We start from the raw sequence: 15,462 nt of genomic DNA, 5'->3' as shown, positions 1-15,462 counted from the left end.
ATCTATTTAATGAACGACCTGGCAAAGGGTCTCAAAGGCCGCGACTTCATCTCCCTGAAGGATTTTACCACCGAGGAAATCTTTTACCTCCTGGACCTGGCCGACGAACTCAAGACCAAACTTAAAAGAGGGGAGCCCCACCCACTCCTTGCCGGCAAGACCCTGGGCATGATCTTTACCAAGCGTTCCACCCGCACCCGGGTGGCCTTTGAAGTAGGCATGTACCAGCTGGGCGGCTATGCCCTTTTCCTAACCAAAGACGACCTGCAGCTGGGCCGCGGTGAGACCATTGCCGATACGGCCCGGGTCCTGTCCCGCTACCTGGACGGCATAATGATCCGCACCTTTGCCCACCAGGAGGTGGAGGAACTGGCGGCCCACGCCACCGTCCCCGTCATCAACGGCCTGACGGATTTGCTACACCCCACCCAGGCCCTGGCGGATATCATGACCATCCGCGAGTGGAAGGGTACAGTTAAAGGTTTAAACCTTACCTTTATCGGCGATGGCAATAACGTCGCCCATTCCCTCATGTACGGCGGGGCTAAAGTGGGCCTCAACGTGACCATCGCCTGCCCTCCCGGTTATGAGCCCCTGCCCCAGGTGGTAGAAGAAGCCCGGCGCATAGCCGCCTACAACGGCTGCCAGATAGCTGTAACCAACAATATCCGCGAAGCTGTTGAGGATGCCGATATCCTTTACACCGACGTTTGGGCCAGTATGGGCCAGGAGGCCGAGGCGGAAAAGCGGCGCCAGGCTTTCCAGAAATACCAGCTTAACAGCGAGATATTGAAGCTGGCCAAACCTGACGCCATGGTCATGCACTGCCTGCCGGCCCACCGGGGTGAGGAGATTACCGACGAGGTGATGGACGGTCCCCAGTCAGCCGTTTTTGACGAAGCTGAAAACCGTCTCCACGCCCACAAGGCCATTATGGCGGCATTGATGTAGGTTTGCTGGTCGATAACACAGGCTATTTTACCAGTGAGAAAGGAGACTTGTACTCGTGGCGGAAAAGGTAGTCCTCGCCTATTCCGGCGGTCTGGATACTTCCATTATTATCCCCTGGCTCAAAGAAACCTACGGCTACGAGGTTATCGCCGTGGCCGTTGATCTCGGCCAGGGAGAGGAACTGGCCCCCCTGGAGGAAAAAGCCCTCAAGAGCGGGGCGAGCAAAATTTACATCCTTGATAAAAAGCGGGAGTTCGTTGAAGATTATATCTGGCCGACTTTAAAGGCCGGGGCCGTCTATGAAGGCAAGTACCTCCTGGGCACCTCCTTTGCCCGGCCCCTCATTGCCAAATGCCTGGTAGAGGTGGCTGAGAAGGAAGGCGCCACCGCCGTGGCCCACGGCGCCACCGGCAAGGGTAATGACCAGGTGCGCTTTGAACTGGGAGTTAAAGCGTTAAACCCCGATCTGAAAGTCATCGCCCCCTGGCGCCTCTGGAACATTCGCTCCCGGGAAGAGGCCATTGACTATGCCACCGCCCGGGGCATCCCCGTACCGGTCACCAAAGATCGGCCCTACAGCATGGACCGCAACCTCTGGCACTTGAGCCACGAAGGCGCCGACCTGGAGAACCCCTGGAACGAACCCCAGGACGACCTTTATTTAATCATTACCCCGCCAGAACAGGCCCCGGATAAACCCACTTATGTGACCCTTGACTTTGAAAAGGGCATCCCGGTGGCCGTGGACGGGGAAAGGCTGGACGCCGTAACCCTGGTGGAAAAATTGAACGACCTGGCAGCGGCCAACGGCGTCGGCATTGCCGACATGGTGGAGAACCGCCTGGTGGGCTTGAAATCCAGGGGCGTTTATGAAACCCCCGGCGGCACCGTCCTTTACCTGGCCCACCGGGAGCTGGAAGCCCTCACCCTGGACCGCATGACCATGCACTTCAAGGAAATTGTGGCTGCTAAATACGCCGAGCTGGTCTATGACGGCAACTGGTTCTCGCCCCTGAAAAAGGCCCTGGATGCCTTTGTGGACAGCACCCAGGAAACGGTCACCGGCAGCGTGCGCATGAAGCTGTACAAGGGCAGCTGCACCCCGGCAGGGGTTAAATCGCCCTACTCCCTCTACAGCGAGGACCTGGCGACCTTCGGCGCCGGCGGCGATTACGACCACAAGGACGCTACCGGATTTATCAACCTCTTCGGCCTGCCTTTGACGGTTCGGGCCTTGATGGAAAAGCAGGCGGGTTTGAGGTAGTACTTCGAAGGCTGACATTTGTTGGGAGCGAACGAAAAACAAATGTCAGCTTTGAATTATGAACAAAGGGAGTATCTCTATGAAGCTCTGGGGCGGACGCTTTACCAGGACAACCGACCGGCTGGTGGAGGACTTCCATTCCTCCATCAGCTTCGACCAGCGCCTTTACCGGCAGGACATAGCCGGCTCCATAGCCCATGCCAGGATGCTGGCAGCGGTGGGGCTCATTACCCCGGCCGAGGGCGAGGCCATAATCAAAGGCCTGGAAGAAATCAGGGCCGATATCGAGGCCGGGCGGGTAACCTTTGACGTGGGTGCTGAAGACATCCATATGAACATCGAAAAGCTGCTCACGGAACGCATCGGCGCACCCGGCAAGAAGCTGCATACGGCGCGCAGCCGCAACGACCAGGTAGCCCTGGACCTGCGCCTTTATTTAAAAGAAGAAATTCCGCAAGTAAAAAGACTCCTCGCCGGCCTGCAAAAGGTCCTGGTGGACCTGGCGGCCGAGCACCTGCACACCATCATGCCCGGCTATACCCACCTGCAGAAGGCCCAGCCCGTCACCCTGGCCCACCACCTGCTGGCCTACTTTGAAATGTTCTACCGCGACCAGGAGCGTTTAGACGGGTGCCTGGCGCGGGTAGATGTCATGCCCCTGGGCGCCGGCGCCCTGGCCGGGACAACCCTCCCCATTGACCGGGAGAAGGTGGCCAGAGAACTGGGCTTTAAAGAGATCAGCGCCAACTCCCTGGATGCTGTGGCCGACCGCGATTTTGTGGTGGAATTCCTGGCGGCAGCTTCCCTAATCATGATGCATTTAAGCCGCCTGGCCGAAGAAATAATCCTCTGGGCCAGCGAGGAATTCGGCTTTATCGAGCTGGACGACGCCTACAGCACCGGCTCCAGCATGATGCCCCAGAAGAAAAACCCCGACGTGGCCGAGCTGGTGCGGGGGAAGACGGGCCGGGTGTACGGCCACCTCATGGGCATGCTGGCGGTCCTGAAAGGTTTACCCCTGGCCTACAACAAGGACCTGCAGGAGGATAAAGAAACCCTCTTTGACGCCCTGGATACGGTCAAAGGGTGCCTCATGGTCTTCACCCCCATGCTGGCCACGGCTAAATTCAGGGTTGAGCGCATGCGAGAGGATGCGGCCCGGGGCTTTGCCGCTGCCACCGACGTGGCCGAATACCTGGTGCGCAAAGGTTTGCCCTTCCGCGAAGCCCATGCCGTGGTGGGGGCATTGGTCCTCCACTGCCTGGAACAGGGCAAGTCCTTTGAGGACCTCACCCTGGCCGAGTGGCAATCCTTTTCACCTTATTTCTCGGAAGACATCCTTAACTGCATAACGGTGGAAGCCTGCGTGCAGGGCCGCGACCTCCTCGGCGGCCCCGCCCCGGCCGCTGTAGCTAAGGCCCTGGAGCGGGCCAGGAAAATTCTTGCGGGAATTTGAAGAATATGATAGTGCCCGGACTTTAGCAATAGGTCCGGGCATTTTTTATTCCGGCCGATATTATCAAGTTCTATTATCAGGCCAGGTAAAAATGTGAACCTCCGCCGGGACAAGCCCGGCGGCTTCTTTAAAGCAACCGGGGTATCCCGGACGGTCCTCAGCACCTCATCGGAAGACGCCTGCCGGAAAGAACAGGTCTTACTCCCCCTCCTTGCGCTACATCCAGACACCCAGGTTAGCCCCAAATGCCGGATGGCCCGGTCCATGGGCATCTACTACTCAGCGTAGATACATCTTTATGCGGCCTTTTTCTTTTTATGGCCCGGCATCGGCGTTAACACTGCAGGCCGCGCATAAAACACCGTTTCCGGCAACTTGCGCCCAGGGGTGAACCGACCGTTTACGACTAAATCCAGTATGCCCGTAGCGCCTATTACATCGCGGTGAACCCCACCGAAGCCACAATCCCTGTCACCACACCGGTAAATGCGGCCGGTTTGCTTTGTATACTTGCTGCATGTTGGGCAGGTGCCGGAAGTGCCCCGTTCTTCGATTTTCTCCAGGGTGATGCCGTGCCGCTTGAGTTTATATTCCAGGAGATCCCGTAGCCGGCCGAAGGTCCACTGGCTCATCCGCTGGTTGTGATGCCGCCCGCAGTCCTGTTCCCTTACTCCCTGGGGGTCGCCGATGTAGACCTTCTTAACCCCGCGTTCCAAGCACCAGGCTGCCGCCATTTTCGTGACGGCATGTTCGGTATGGGATATTTGAGCTCCAATCCAATTCAAAAACCGGTACTTGGATTGAAGGAGTTTTTTGCGGCAGTTAGAGCCTTTTTGGGTCCGGGAAATGGCCTTCTGGAACTTTCTCAAAGTCTTATTCCGCAGGCGATGCAACGACCGCAGATGCCTGCCGCTGATGACCAGTGCTTCTCGGCCGTCGGTCAGGGTTAAGGCATGGACTTCGCCCGGGTCTACGGCTGCCACGGCATCCCCCTGTACTTTCTCCAGGGCGGGTTTGACTACCGCTATATGCAGCCAGTAGCCGTTGCGGTGCCAGACGAGCTGGACCTGCTTGATTTCCAATCCCTTCAGCCTTGCGGGCAGTTTTATTTTAAGCGGTGGCTTCTTCCAGCCGTTGGACAGCCTGAGAGAACCGTCTTCTACGGTGATGCCGGTCACTTTCCACGTGGAGGTGAAAAAACGCTTAAGCCGCCAGGGATAGCGCCAATCCGTGTGGCCTTCTTCGTGGAGCTTCTTCGTCCTCTCCCAGCATTCGTAGTAGGTCTCTATGATGGCCTGCACGTCTTGGGAGTGAACGCTGAATCTCCCCTTCAAAAACTCTTTCATCGTGGCTTCGTCTATCCAGATGCCGTATTTAAACCAGAATAAGCGGTGGATGGTCATGACGGTGTTCCAAACTTTAGCGGATTCTCTCTGCAGGCTTCTGGCCAGTTCCTCCTCATGGGGTTTAAGACGCAAACTTACGCCGGTAAAATTCCAGGCACTGGCGCACGTCGGCAATTTCCCGGGCAATAAAATACAGGTCATAAAAGTCCTTTCTGCTGCCCCGCGAGGCGATGGCTTCTATTTTCATCGGGGCAATATCTTCAGGGGATGCCACCGGGCAACCCCTGAACTTAGCAAGGGGAAAGAGAAGGGGATACCGGTAATACAGAAAACTAACTTTAATTCCCCGGAAAATCCCGTGCAGGGTGCCCCACCTTTCCCCCAGTAACTGAAAGTCGTCCAACTCATCGAGCCTTTGTTTAAGCATTAAAGTATCTACAGGAGATGGCGAAAAGAAATCCAGGTCTTCCGAAAGGCGATGTCCCAGGTGTAAGGCCAGGGCCGTGCCGCCGGCCAGGTAAAAGTCCTGCAGTATACCGGCAGAACTTAGTAATTCCAATGCACCTTGTCCCTGCGGTGGGAGGGTGGACGTAAACACCTGAGGTCATCCTCCTGCAAATGGTAGTAACAGCGCCAGAAATTGCCGGTTTTAGCGGACAATCTAGGGCTCGTCTTGATTACTTCCAGGAGCTCTTCATCCCTGTACTGTCTCATAACCCACCGGATGGCTCTAGTATCCCCATATTCCAACAACCGCTCGAGGATAAAATAGGACTCATCCCGGCTGTCCAGGCTGTCAAAAGACACATCCCAAAAATACTTTTTTAAGAAAGCCGGTAACCTCAACGGGTATCTCCTGCCCTTTCCCCAGCTTGAGGATAATCTTTTAGGTCTCTTTCAACTTTTCACCACTGTAATTATACCATTTTTTACGGGGATGTGAAAGTTTACCAGTGACTTTTCCTTATTTGAGTTCTCCCGTTTATTTCAAAATGTTCTTGCTCTCAGCCTGAAAATAAGCTACATTATACATTATAATAGTGTTTTAAAGTGTTTTAGAGTGAGGAGCGGGGGATAATGGAACGCAAGAAAAAAGTATTGTTAGCCCTGGACAGGCTCTGCCGGGAAAAAGCGCCGGCAGGTCAACTGGAAATTGGCTTTACGGCGCAAGAAGTGGCCCGGGAGGCAGGCATAACCCGCAGCAATGCCAGCGGCGACCTTAATTACCTGGTCAAGGAAGGGCTGGTGGTTAAATTTCCCGGCCGGCCGGTAAGGTTTGTCACCAGGCAATACTGGGAAGAGAGTAAGGCCAGAAATGGCAGGGAAGATACCGGAAGGATGGCAGTCCAGGAAATCGAAATGAATCCTTTTACCAGTCTATTGGGCTGGAATTCAAGCCTCAAGGTAGCCGTGGAGCAGGCCCGGGCCGCCCTCCTTTACCCGCCCCACGGCCTGCATACCCTCCTTATCGGCCCTACCGGCAGCGGTAAAACCCTTTTTGCTCGGACTATGTTCAGGTACGCCCAAACTTTGGGGCGAGTTACCGGCCAGGCCCAGCTGGTCTCTTTCAACTGCGCCGATTATGCCCACAATCCCCAGCTGCTCATGAGCCAGCTCTTCGGCCATGTTAAAGGCGCCTTTACGGGGGCTGCCCAGGAAAAGCCCGGCCTGGTAGATGCCGCCCACAAGAGTATCCTCTTCCTGGATGAGATCCACCGCCTACCCCCGGAAGGCCAGGAAATGCTCTTTTATTTAATGGATAACGGCCAGTACCGGCGATTAGGAGAAACCGGGAGCTACCGTTCCTGCACCACCCTGGTTATCGGCGCCACCACCGCCGACCCCCATTCTTCCTTACTGGCCACCTTTTACCGGCGTTTTCCGGTAGTGATCAATATCCCGCCCCTGGCCGAGCGCCCCCTGGCCGAAAGGTTATTGCTTCTAAAGCAACTATTGGCGGGTGAAAGCCGGCAGATTGGCCGGCCTTTAAAGGTTACTGCTGATGCCATCCGCGCCCTGCTCCTCTATGATTGCCCGGGAAATATTGGCCAGCTATTTAACGATATCCGTTTAACCTGTGCCCGTGCCTTCCTGGATGCCACCAGCAAGGGGACCAGGGAAGTAGTTATTACAGCGGCCAGCCTGCCGCCCCATGTTCAGCCACGCTCTGCTGCTGGAGATAACTACCTCCAGGAACTGGCCGGGCTGGTCCTGGAAGAGGAATGGTATATTGAACCTGATGAAGCCGGGGTTACCGCGGCTTGCCAGGTACCAGACCTTTATACTTTACTGGAGAAAGAAAGGGAAGCTAACGGGGTTGAGAGTATAAACAATGAAGTTCAATGGAAGCGGGCCCGGCAGGCCCTAGAAGAATATTATCACCGCTACCTGAAAGAGACGGTCCAGGATTGGAAAAATGCCAGGTTACGGCTGGCGCGCCTGGTTGGCCAGGATATCATCGCCCTGGCCCAGGAGGCCATTAAAATAGCCAGGGAAGACTTGCCGGGGCAGGTCGACACCAGTACTTTCCTGGCCCTGGCCCTGCATCTCAACGTCTGCCGGCAGCGGTTAAAGACCGGGCAGGAAATTATCAACCCCTACTTGGAAGAGATTGCCAAGGAATACCCCCGGGAGATAGAAGTCGCCCGGAAAATCATGGCTTTAATTGAAAAGAGATTAAACCTTGTCCTCCCCCCGGATGAAGCGGGATTTCTGGCCATGTTGTTCCGGGCAGGCAGGGAGGGAAAAGAACCGGCATGGGAACCGGTGGGAGTCGTTGTCATGGCCCACGGCAGCCGTACGGCTACCAGCATGGCGGAAGTAGCCAATAAACTGGTAGGTACCAGTGCGGCCCTGGCCCTGGATGTACCCCTGGAGGGCGAACCGCAGCAGTGGCTGATTGAAGCCACCAGGGTGGTCCGCCAGGCTGATAGAGGAAGTGGTGTACTCCTGCTAGTAGATATGGAGCCTTTAATTTCTTGGGGTGAAATAATTGCGAAACGGACGGGTCTTAAAATTCACGTTCTGGATAATGTCACGACGGCGATGGTTATCGAGGCTGTGCGTAAAGCCAGCAGGTTTCCCCTGCATGAACTGGTAACAGAAATAGGAAAGTATCATTACCTGGAAGAATATTGGCCCCTGGAAGGGCAGGGGAATAAAATCATCGTTGCTACCTGCCTGACAGGGGAAGGGGCGGCCCGCCGGATCAAGTCCATGATCCGGGAATGGCTGGGGGATAGGGAGGAGATAAATATTGTTACGGTTAATATGAACGGCCAGGTAACCGACAGCGGGATGGGATGGCAAGCTCTAAAAGGAAAAGGGAAACTGGTAGCCGTGATCGGTAGCGTTGACCTGAAAATCCCGGATGTACCCTTTATTTCCCTGGAGGAATGGCTGCTGGGGCAGGGCCGCCGGCGTTTGCAGGAACTATTGCAGTTACCAGCTAGAGAGCAGGATATTACACCTCAGGAATTGGAGGCGGTCCTGGCCCAGTACCTGCGTTTTTTGGAGCCTGGCAAAATGCTAGATCTTTGTTCACAAATCACCCGGCAACTCAGCCAGAGCCTTGGGCGCCGGTTGTTGCCGCACCATAAAATTAATCTGATCGTCCATTTGAGTTGCCTGGTAGAAAGGCTGCAGGCCGGCGAACAGGGCAGTTCCTGGCCGGGGGAAGAGGAGATAAAAAGACGCTACCCGCGGGAATGGCTGGCAGTGGCCGAAGCCCTGGCCGGCCTGGAAAAGAATTTTAATATAACTATTCCTACCGGTGAGATAGCCTTTATGGTCCAATTTCTACAGGAGACTTGAGCCGGGCTGGACAATGAGGCCGGGGCCTGTAACCCCGGCTGGTTGTTTGCCGTGGGGGTTTTTGTGTTTCCTTGTGTTTTAAACACTTATTCCCGGCCTGGATACTCTGAAGGCTGGCATGAAACTTGCAACGTTAAGGAATTGTTACGTTAATAAAAATTTCTTTACGGAGGTGTTAGGTAAAGAGGAAAGGAGTTCTCGAGATACAACGGAAAGGAGGTGTTTGGAGGTTTGAGTGCGGTAGTTTTATTCCGGATCGATGAACGCTTGATTCATGGCCAGGTAGTTACGGCCTGGGTATGCCATGTTAAAGCCAAAAGTATTATGGTTGTCGATGATACCAGTGCTCGTAACCCTGTGCTGACTAAAGTTTTAAAAATGGCGGCGCCGCCGGGAATACCGGTGAGTGTCTATGATGTGGAAGCAGCCAGCCAGGCTTTAGCCCAGAGTGACGAGGCTAACCGGGTCATGCTCATTGTCAAGACGCCGGAGGTAGCTCAGAGGCTTATTGCCAGGGTGGATAACAATAACGTGTTTCCTCGGGAGATTAATATGGGCAATGCCGGCAAGACGCCGGAGAGGACCAAAATTACTCCTAACGTTTACCTGGATGCCAGCGGCCTGGCAGCGCTAAAAGAAATTAAAGCAATGGGTTATGAAGTATATTTTCAGACTGTTCCGGGTGATACCCGTTTTACATGGGAAAAGGTAGTAAAGGTATGAAGGAGGGTTAAAGATGGAATTATGGCAGGCGGCAGCTATTGCCTTTGCCGGCTACCTGGGATGGATTGCCACCCCCTGGCTGGGAGGTCAGCCTATAGGCTGGTATGTTTTTGGGCGTCCCCTGATTGCCGGTACCATAGTTGGATTAATTTTAGGAGACCTGCCTACCGGTATGATGATTGGTGCTACTATTAATGCCTTGTATATTGGTGCTGTTACTCCCGGCGGGGCAATGGCGGCTGATTTGAATTTTGCCGGCTATGTCGGCACGGCTTTAGCCATGTTAACTAAAGTGTCACCTGAGGTTGCCGTTACCCTGGCTGTACCCCTGGGGCTGGTAGGTACCTTTACCTGGCAGTTCTTTGCCACGGTGGGGGTGTTTTTCGCCCACGCTGCCGATCGGTATGCTGAAAAGGCTAATATTCCCGGCCTTACTTTTATGTTAATGGGTGCCCCTCAGATTTTGGCTTTTATCCTGCGCTTTGTACCGGCCTTCCTGGTTATTTACTACGGGGCACCAATTGCCAATAACCTGGTAGCCTACATTCCGGACTGGCTAACTAAAGCCTTAACCGTTATCGGTGGTATGCTTCCTGCCCTAGGTATGGCCGTCCTGCTCAAAATGTTAAATAAAGACAACCGGTATATGGCCTTTTTCCTCCTGGGTTTCCTGGCCGTGGCTGCTTTGGAACTGCCTATTTTACCTGTATCAGTAGCAGGGGTGGCGCTGGCCCTGATTAATTTGATTTATACCAGCGAAACCAGCCAGAGGGAGGCATAAAAATGCAGGAACAACCGGCCAAAGCTGTACCTGAAATTACGAAGAAGGACCTCCGCGCAGTTACGTTACGCTGGCTTTTCTTCAATACTTCAGCCTGGAACTGGGAACGCATGCAGCATATTGCCTTTGCGTGGAGCCTGCTGCCCGTTCTAAAAAAGCTTTATCCAGGTAGAGAGGAACTAGGTGCGGCGCTGAAAAGACACATGGTATTCTTCAATACCGAGATGACCATCGGCAGTCCTATTATTGGCGCCATAGCAGCCATCGAACGCCAGAAGGCTACTGGCGAGGAAATAGCCGATGATACTATTAATGCCATTAAGAGTGGTCTTATGGGGCCTTTCGCCGCTATCGGAGATTCCCTTTGGGCCAGCGCCGTCAATGCCATTCTGTTAAGTTTTGCCATGAGCATGGCCTTACAGGGCAATATCCTGGGACCCGTAATCTATACCATCGCCTGGATTGCTCTGACCTGGTATATGATGTCCACCGGAGTCAATCTCGGTTATCGCCTGGGAGTAAATGTCTTAGATTCGGAATTTCTGACTCCCCAGACTATTGAGCGGGTGACCCGGAGCCTTAATATTTTAGGCCTCGTTGTAGTAGGAGCTTTAAGTGCCACCTTTGTTTCCCTTTCCACTCCTATCCAGTGGACTTTACAGCAAAAGGCGACTACCCTGCAATCCATCCTAGACGGCATGATGCCCAAGTTTTTACCCCTTTTATGGGTAGGGCTGGTGTGGTACCTGCATCAATTTCGCAACTGGTCGATTATGAAGTTGCTTGGCTTTACCATCGTGGTAGGTTTCGTTGGTTCTTTACTGAAAATCTTTTAACTTATCTTACCTGGGGCTTGGAGGCAAACTCCAGGCCCCATCAATCCGACTTCAACTGGGAGGATTATGTTTTGGTTGGCATATTATTATTGACTCATGGGAAACTCGGCGAGGCTGTACTGGATGTAGTAACAATGCTTTTAGGTCCCCAGGAACAGGTCCGGGCCCTGGCCTTAAATCCAGGCGACCAGATTGATGCCTTTCGTGAAAAGGCCCGGGAACTGGCTACGGCGCTGGATCAAGGTGACGGAGTTTTACTCCTGGTGGATGTCGCAGGGGGTAGCCCGGCTAATATAGCCCTGGAGATGGTTACTTCGAGCAACAGGGCCGTGGTAACTGGTGTTAACCTGCCGATGTTGCTGGAATTATTTATCCATCGCAAAGGGGCAACATTGGCGAGTTTAGTTGACCGGGTTCAGGACTGGAGCCGCGAAGGGATCTCTACCATGAAGCCGGAAGATATGGGGAGTGCAGCTGTATGAACAGCAGGGAAAGGGTTATTAAAGCCTTAAAACACGAAGAACCAGACCGGGTACCTCTGGCTTTGGGCGGTAGCGCTTACAATATCCATGATCACGCTTACCGTAGGCTCCTTGAATATCTAGATTTACCCAGTGACTGGCCGCCGTTTCGCCAGGATGGGTTTAAGACAGGTAACTACCTGGACGAAAGGGTACAGGCCGCCCTGGGGATAGATTTTCGTTATGTTTATCAACCAACACCTGATCTGGTACGCCTGAATGGTACTAGAGCCGTGAACGGCTGGGGGCTTACTTTAGAAAAGGTAAACGGGTTTTCCCATGCCCAGCCGACCCTGGCCGGAGCTACAATTAAAGACATTGAAAACTATCCCTGGCCTGATCCCCGCGATTACCGGCCTGCTCCCGGGACCGGGAAACGGGCGCGGGCCTATCAGGAGGCCGGTTTGGCGGTAGTGGCTCGTTCGGTTTGTTCTTATGGCTTCCTCGAGCAAGCAGGGCAATTACGCGGCACCGAACAGTTCATGGTTGACATGTTGCTGGATGAAGCCCTGGCCCGGTGCCTGGTTGATCACATCGGCAATACGATTTATGGTTTAATGGAAGTATACCTGGATGAAGTAGGGGGATATATTGATATCCTGGAACTGCCTGGTGACGATTACGGCTCCCAGGCCGGCCCGATTATTTCCCCGGACCTGTTTAAAAAATACTTCCAGCCCTGGTACATGAAGCTGGTGGATTTAGTAAAAAGCAAGTCGCCCGGTACTTATGTCCTGGCCCACAGCGACGGGTTTATTACTCCCTTCATACCCAGCTATATTGAAGCCGGCATTGAACTGTTGCACCCCTTACAACCGGGTGTAGGCATGGACCTGGCGGCCGTTAAGCAGGAATTTGGTAAGGATATTGCTTTTATAGGCGGCATTGACATCCAGCAGGCCCTGCCTTCCGGCCCGGAGGCAGCGGTGGAAGAGGTTAAAAAGCGCTTGCAGGAGCTGGCTCCCGGCGGCGGCTATATCCTGGCGCCCGCCAACCATATCGGGCCGGATGTAGCTCCGGAAAGCATTGTGGCTATGTACCGGACGGCGGCGGAACTGGGGAGATATTAAAAGCCGTGAACAGGGAGATGACTTTATGCCAGAGGCAAGGGTTATCCTTAAGAATCCTTCCGGCTTACACGCCAGACCGGCAGCAATATTCGTCCAAGCGGCGAATGGCTTTACAGCAGACATTATCTTGCAGCGTGACGGTAAAGAGGCAAACGGTAAAAGCATCCTAGCGGTTATGGGACTGGGAGCCAAATGTGGTACCGAACTGGTTATCCGCGCCGAAGGGGAAGATGCCGACCAGGCTCTGGTTACCCTGGTGGAACTGGTGCAGGCAGGCCTGGGCGAAGCAAGCTAGCGGGGTAACTGCTTAATGCTTAAAAGGAGATGGCCGTATGTTGAAAGGAATTGCCGCTGCGCCGGGAATAGGTATTGGGCCGGTGTATCTGATAGAACTGAAATCCAGGGAAGAAGAAACTGACAATAGCCAGCTTTTACATGGGCCGGAGGAAATCCAGGCCGAGCTGGCGCGGCTGGAAGAAGCCATTGGCCGGGCCAAAAGAGACCTGGAAGAGCTGGCGGCCAGAACAAGGCAAGAAATCGGTGAGGCAGAGGCCGGCATTTTCAACGCCCATATCCTGATGCTTACCGATCCCACTTTTATTGCCAGCGTAAAGGAAAAAATTAAGGTTGAGAAAAAAAAGGCCGCCCGGGCGGTAGAGGAAATAGCCGAAGCCATAGCCAGCAGCTTTGCCGTCCTGGACGACGACCTGTTCCGGGAAAGGGCTGCGGACATCAGGGATGTGGCCGCCAGGCTTCTGGACAATCTTGCGGTGGGGTCACGCCGGGCCCTGGAGCTGAAAGCAGGTTCAATCGTCGTAGCCAGGGAACTTACTCCTTCCCTTACGGCTAATTTTACCCGGAATACTGTAGCCGGGATTGCCACGGAGATAGGAGGGCCTACCAGTCATACGGCAATTGTGGCCAGGGCCCTGGGGATACCTGCCGTCCTGGGTGTTCAGGGGCTAATGAACCGGGTCAGAGACGGTGAACTGGCCATTATCGACGGTAGTGCCGGGGTGGTTTACTTAAACCCCGGCAGCGAGCTTTTAGAGGAATATAAAAAGAAAAAGGCGGTACTGGAAGCAGGCCGGCGCGATAGCAAATATGCCGGGCCGGCCAGGACGAGGGATGGCCGGCACATTGAAGTGGCGGCTAATATCAGGAACGCTGCGGAAGTAAAAATCGCCCTGGAGCATGGTGCCGGGGGCGTGGGATTATTTCGTACCGAATTTCTCTTTATGAACCGGGAGGAACCGCCTGGAGAAGAAGAACAATTGCAAGCATACAAAGAGGTAGTGGCCGCCTTCCAGGGGAAACCGGTGGTGGTCCGCACCCTGGATGTTGGCGGCGATAAGCCCTTGCCCTATCTTAACCCCGGCCACGAAGAAAATCCCTTCCTGGGCTTAAGGGGGTTGCGGCTTTGTCTGACCCGGCAAGAACTTTTCAAGACCCAGTTGAAGGCCCTCCTCCGGGCTGCCAGTTACGGCAACCTGAAGATTATGTTCCCCATGGTGACCACCCTGGAGGAGATACGACAGGCTAAAAAGATTATGGCAGAAGCCCGGATGGAACTGGAGGCCAACGGGTTGACCGTTAGCCACGTAGAAACAGGCATTATGATCGAGGTTCCTGCAGCCGCCCTGATGGCGGACGTCCTGGCCCGGGAAGTAGACTTTTTTAGCATTGGCACCAACGACCTTGCCCAGTATACCCTGGCGGTAGACCGGGGTAATGAAAGGGTGGCCGGGATGTATGATGCCTGTCACCCTGCCGTGCTGCGGTTGATAGATGTCACCGTTAAGGCGGCCCACCGTTACGGCAAATGGGTGGGTTTGTGCGGTGAACTGGCAAGTGAAATTCAGGCCGCCCCCCTGCTTGTTGGCCTTGGACTGGATGAAATAAGCATGAGCCCTGTTTTTATACCACCAATGAAAGAGGCTGTAAATAAGATTGCTTACCACGAGGCCCGGGAACTGGTGCGGAGGCTCCTCGAACTACCAGGTCCCCGGGAGGTACGGGCAGCATTAAGCAAATAATATCTTCGCACCCAGGACAGGGTGCATTTTTTCTTGCCTGGCTTTAGCTGCCATGATAAGATTTTATGGGAGGGGTAAAAGGTGGAGGAACAAAAAGTCCTTTTGATGCTGGAAAATATCCAGGCGATGGTTAAAGCCAGCATGGAAGGACAAAAGGCTTTTGAAGAGGCCTTTGAAAGGCGCTTGTCAGCGCTGGAGAAAGGCGTTGATTGTCTTAATGAAAAAATGCAATGGGCCGCTAATGCCGTCAGAGATTTGAGACAGGAAGTGGGCGCAGTTCAGGGTGAAATAGTATCGCTCAAGGCAGATGTAGCCGAGTTAAAGGCGGAGATGGCAGCCGTAAAAGCAGATGTAGCCGAGTTGAAAACGGAGATGGCAGCCGTAAAAGCAGATGTAGTCGAGTTGAAAACGGAGATGGCGGCGGTAAAAGAAGAGATAGCAAACCTGCGTGCCGAAAATACAACTCAACATCAAAAAATGGAGAGGCGTTTAAATGTTTTAGCAGGAGAATTTGGTCGCCAGCATATTGAAATTGAGATGCTAAAAGCCAATGCAGGATGGTAATCAATGATGGCGTATGCCTTCTGCGTAAAAGCACAAGAAACTTAACTGGCCGGCAGGATTCTGTCCTTTGGTGTGGAATAAAAAAACCATTAGACTTCAAG

Annotated in this window: 15 protein-coding genes; 12 read left to right on the top strand and 3 right to left on the bottom strand. The window is 53.9% G+C overall.

All coding sequences use genetic code 11. The features are described from left to right. The first annotated feature begins 9 nt into the window (after positions 1 to 9). The 3 genes from argF to argH all read left to right on the top strand — a co-directional run bounded on the left by argF (position 10) and on the right by argH (position 3,671). Positions 10 to 951 carry an ornithine carbamoyltransferase gene (argF, locus tag E308F_RS02125; protein WP_141263131.1) on the top strand — a complete coding sequence of 314 codons (942 nt, stop codon included), beginning with the start codon at positions 10 to 12 and terminating at the stop codon, positions 949 to 951. A gap of 55 nt (positions 952 to 1,006) precedes the next feature. After that, positions 1,007 to 2,215, top strand: coding sequence for an argininosuccinate synthase (locus tag E308F_RS02120; protein ID WP_141263129.1), 1,209 nt, complete (start codon positions 1,007 to 1,009; stop codon positions 2,213 to 2,215). Between the two features lie 79 nt (positions 2,216 to 2,294). Next, positions 2,295 to 3,671 carry an argininosuccinate lyase gene (argH, locus tag E308F_RS02115; RefSeq protein WP_141263127.1) on the top strand — a complete coding sequence of 459 codons (1,377 nt, stop codon included), beginning with the start codon at positions 2,295 to 2,297 and terminating at the stop codon, positions 3,669 to 3,671. Between the two features lie 296 nt (positions 3,672 to 3,967). On the opposite strand, the gene E308F_RS02110 is transcribed toward argH, so the two are convergent. The 3 genes from E308F_RS02110 to E308F_RS16795 are packed head-to-tail and all read right to left on the bottom strand — an operon-like array spanning position 3,968 to position 5,863. Further along, positions 3,968 to 5,203, bottom strand: a complete 1,236-nt coding sequence (locus E308F_RS02110; protein WP_216364430.1) for an RNA-guided endonuclease InsQ/TnpB family protein — start codon at positions 5,201 to 5,203, stop codon at positions 3,968 to 3,970. Beyond that, entirely contained in the window at positions 5,139 to 5,615 is a 477-nt protein-coding gene (locus E308F_RS02105; protein WP_141263123.1) for a nucleotidyl transferase AbiEii/AbiGii toxin family protein, read from the bottom strand. Before E308F_RS02105 ends, E308F_RS02110 begins: the two co-directional genes overlap by 65 nt. Continuing rightward, positions 5,564 to 5,863, bottom strand: coding sequence for a DUF6922 domain-containing protein (locus tag E308F_RS16795; protein ID WP_373995604.1), 300 nt, complete (start codon positions 5,861 to 5,863; stop codon positions 5,564 to 5,566). The genes E308F_RS02105 and E308F_RS16795 overlap by 52 nt, the downstream gene beginning before the upstream one ends. 231 nt (positions 5,864 to 6,094) lie before the next feature. Between E308F_RS16795 and E308F_RS02100 the strand changes: the two genes are divergently transcribed. The 9 genes from E308F_RS02100 (at position 6,095) to E308F_RS02060 (ending at position 15,361) form a co-directional block, all read left to right on the top strand. Further along, complete coding sequence (locus E308F_RS02100) at positions 6,095 to 8,830, top strand: sigma 54-interacting transcriptional regulator (RefSeq protein ID WP_141263121.1); 2,736 nt, start codon at positions 6,095 to 6,097, stop codon at positions 8,828 to 8,830. 231 nt (positions 8,831 to 9,061) lie between these two features. After that, positions 9,062 to 9,553, top strand: coding sequence for a PTS sugar transporter subunit IIB (locus E308F_RS02095; protein ID WP_172613502.1), 492 nt, complete (start codon positions 9,062 to 9,064; stop codon positions 9,551 to 9,553). A 13-nt stretch (positions 9,554 to 9,566) separates the two neighbouring features. Further along, on the top strand, positions 9,567 to 10,334 hold the full coding sequence (locus tag E308F_RS02090) for a PTS mannose/fructose/sorbose/N-acetylgalactosamine transporter subunit IIC (protein ID WP_141263118.1): 768 nt from the start codon (positions 9,567 to 9,569) through the stop codon (positions 10,332 to 10,334). A 2-nt stretch (positions 10,335 to 10,336) separates the two neighbouring features. Then, the gene (locus E308F_RS02085) at positions 10,337 to 11,170 is read left to right on the top strand and encodes a PTS system mannose/fructose/sorbose family transporter subunit IID (protein WP_141263116.1); all 834 of its coding nucleotides are present in this window, start codon (positions 10,337 to 10,339) and stop codon (positions 11,168 to 11,170) included. A 71-nt stretch (positions 11,171 to 11,241) separates the two neighbouring features. Continuing rightward, positions 11,242 to 11,652 carry a PTS sugar transporter subunit IIA gene (locus E308F_RS02080; RefSeq protein WP_172613800.1) on the top strand — a complete coding sequence of 137 codons (411 nt, stop codon included), beginning with the start codon at positions 11,242 to 11,244 and terminating at the stop codon, positions 11,650 to 11,652. Beyond that, entirely contained in the window at positions 11,649 to 12,761 is a 1,113-nt protein-coding gene (locus E308F_RS02075; RefSeq protein WP_141263112.1) for a uroporphyrinogen decarboxylase family protein, read from the top strand. The genes E308F_RS02080 and E308F_RS02075 overlap by 4 nt, the downstream gene beginning before the upstream one ends. 25 nt (positions 12,762 to 12,786) lie before the next feature. Beyond that, a complete protein-coding gene (locus E308F_RS02070; protein WP_141263110.1) occupies positions 12,787 to 13,056 on the top strand; it encodes an HPr family phosphocarrier protein in 270 nt (89 codons plus the stop codon). A gap of 37 nt (positions 13,057 to 13,093) precedes the next feature. Next, positions 13,094 to 14,797, top strand: coding sequence for a phosphoenolpyruvate--protein phosphotransferase (gene ptsP, locus E308F_RS02065; protein WP_141263108.1), 1,704 nt, complete (start codon positions 13,094 to 13,096; stop codon positions 14,795 to 14,797). An 81-nt stretch (positions 14,798 to 14,878) separates the two neighbouring features. After that, complete coding sequence (locus E308F_RS02060; RefSeq protein ID WP_141263106.1) at positions 14,879 to 15,361, top strand: hypothetical protein; 483 nt, start codon at positions 14,879 to 14,881, stop codon at positions 15,359 to 15,361. Positions 15,362 to 15,462 lie beyond the last annotated feature (101 nt).

It is taken from the genome of Moorella sp. E308F (genome assembly GCF_006538365.1).
GTDB lineage: Bacteria > Bacillota > DSM-521 > Neomoorellales > Neomoorellaceae > Neomoorella.
The sequence above is the reverse complement of the archived record's forward strand: the minus strand, read 5'-3'. Positions and strand labels throughout refer to the sequence as shown.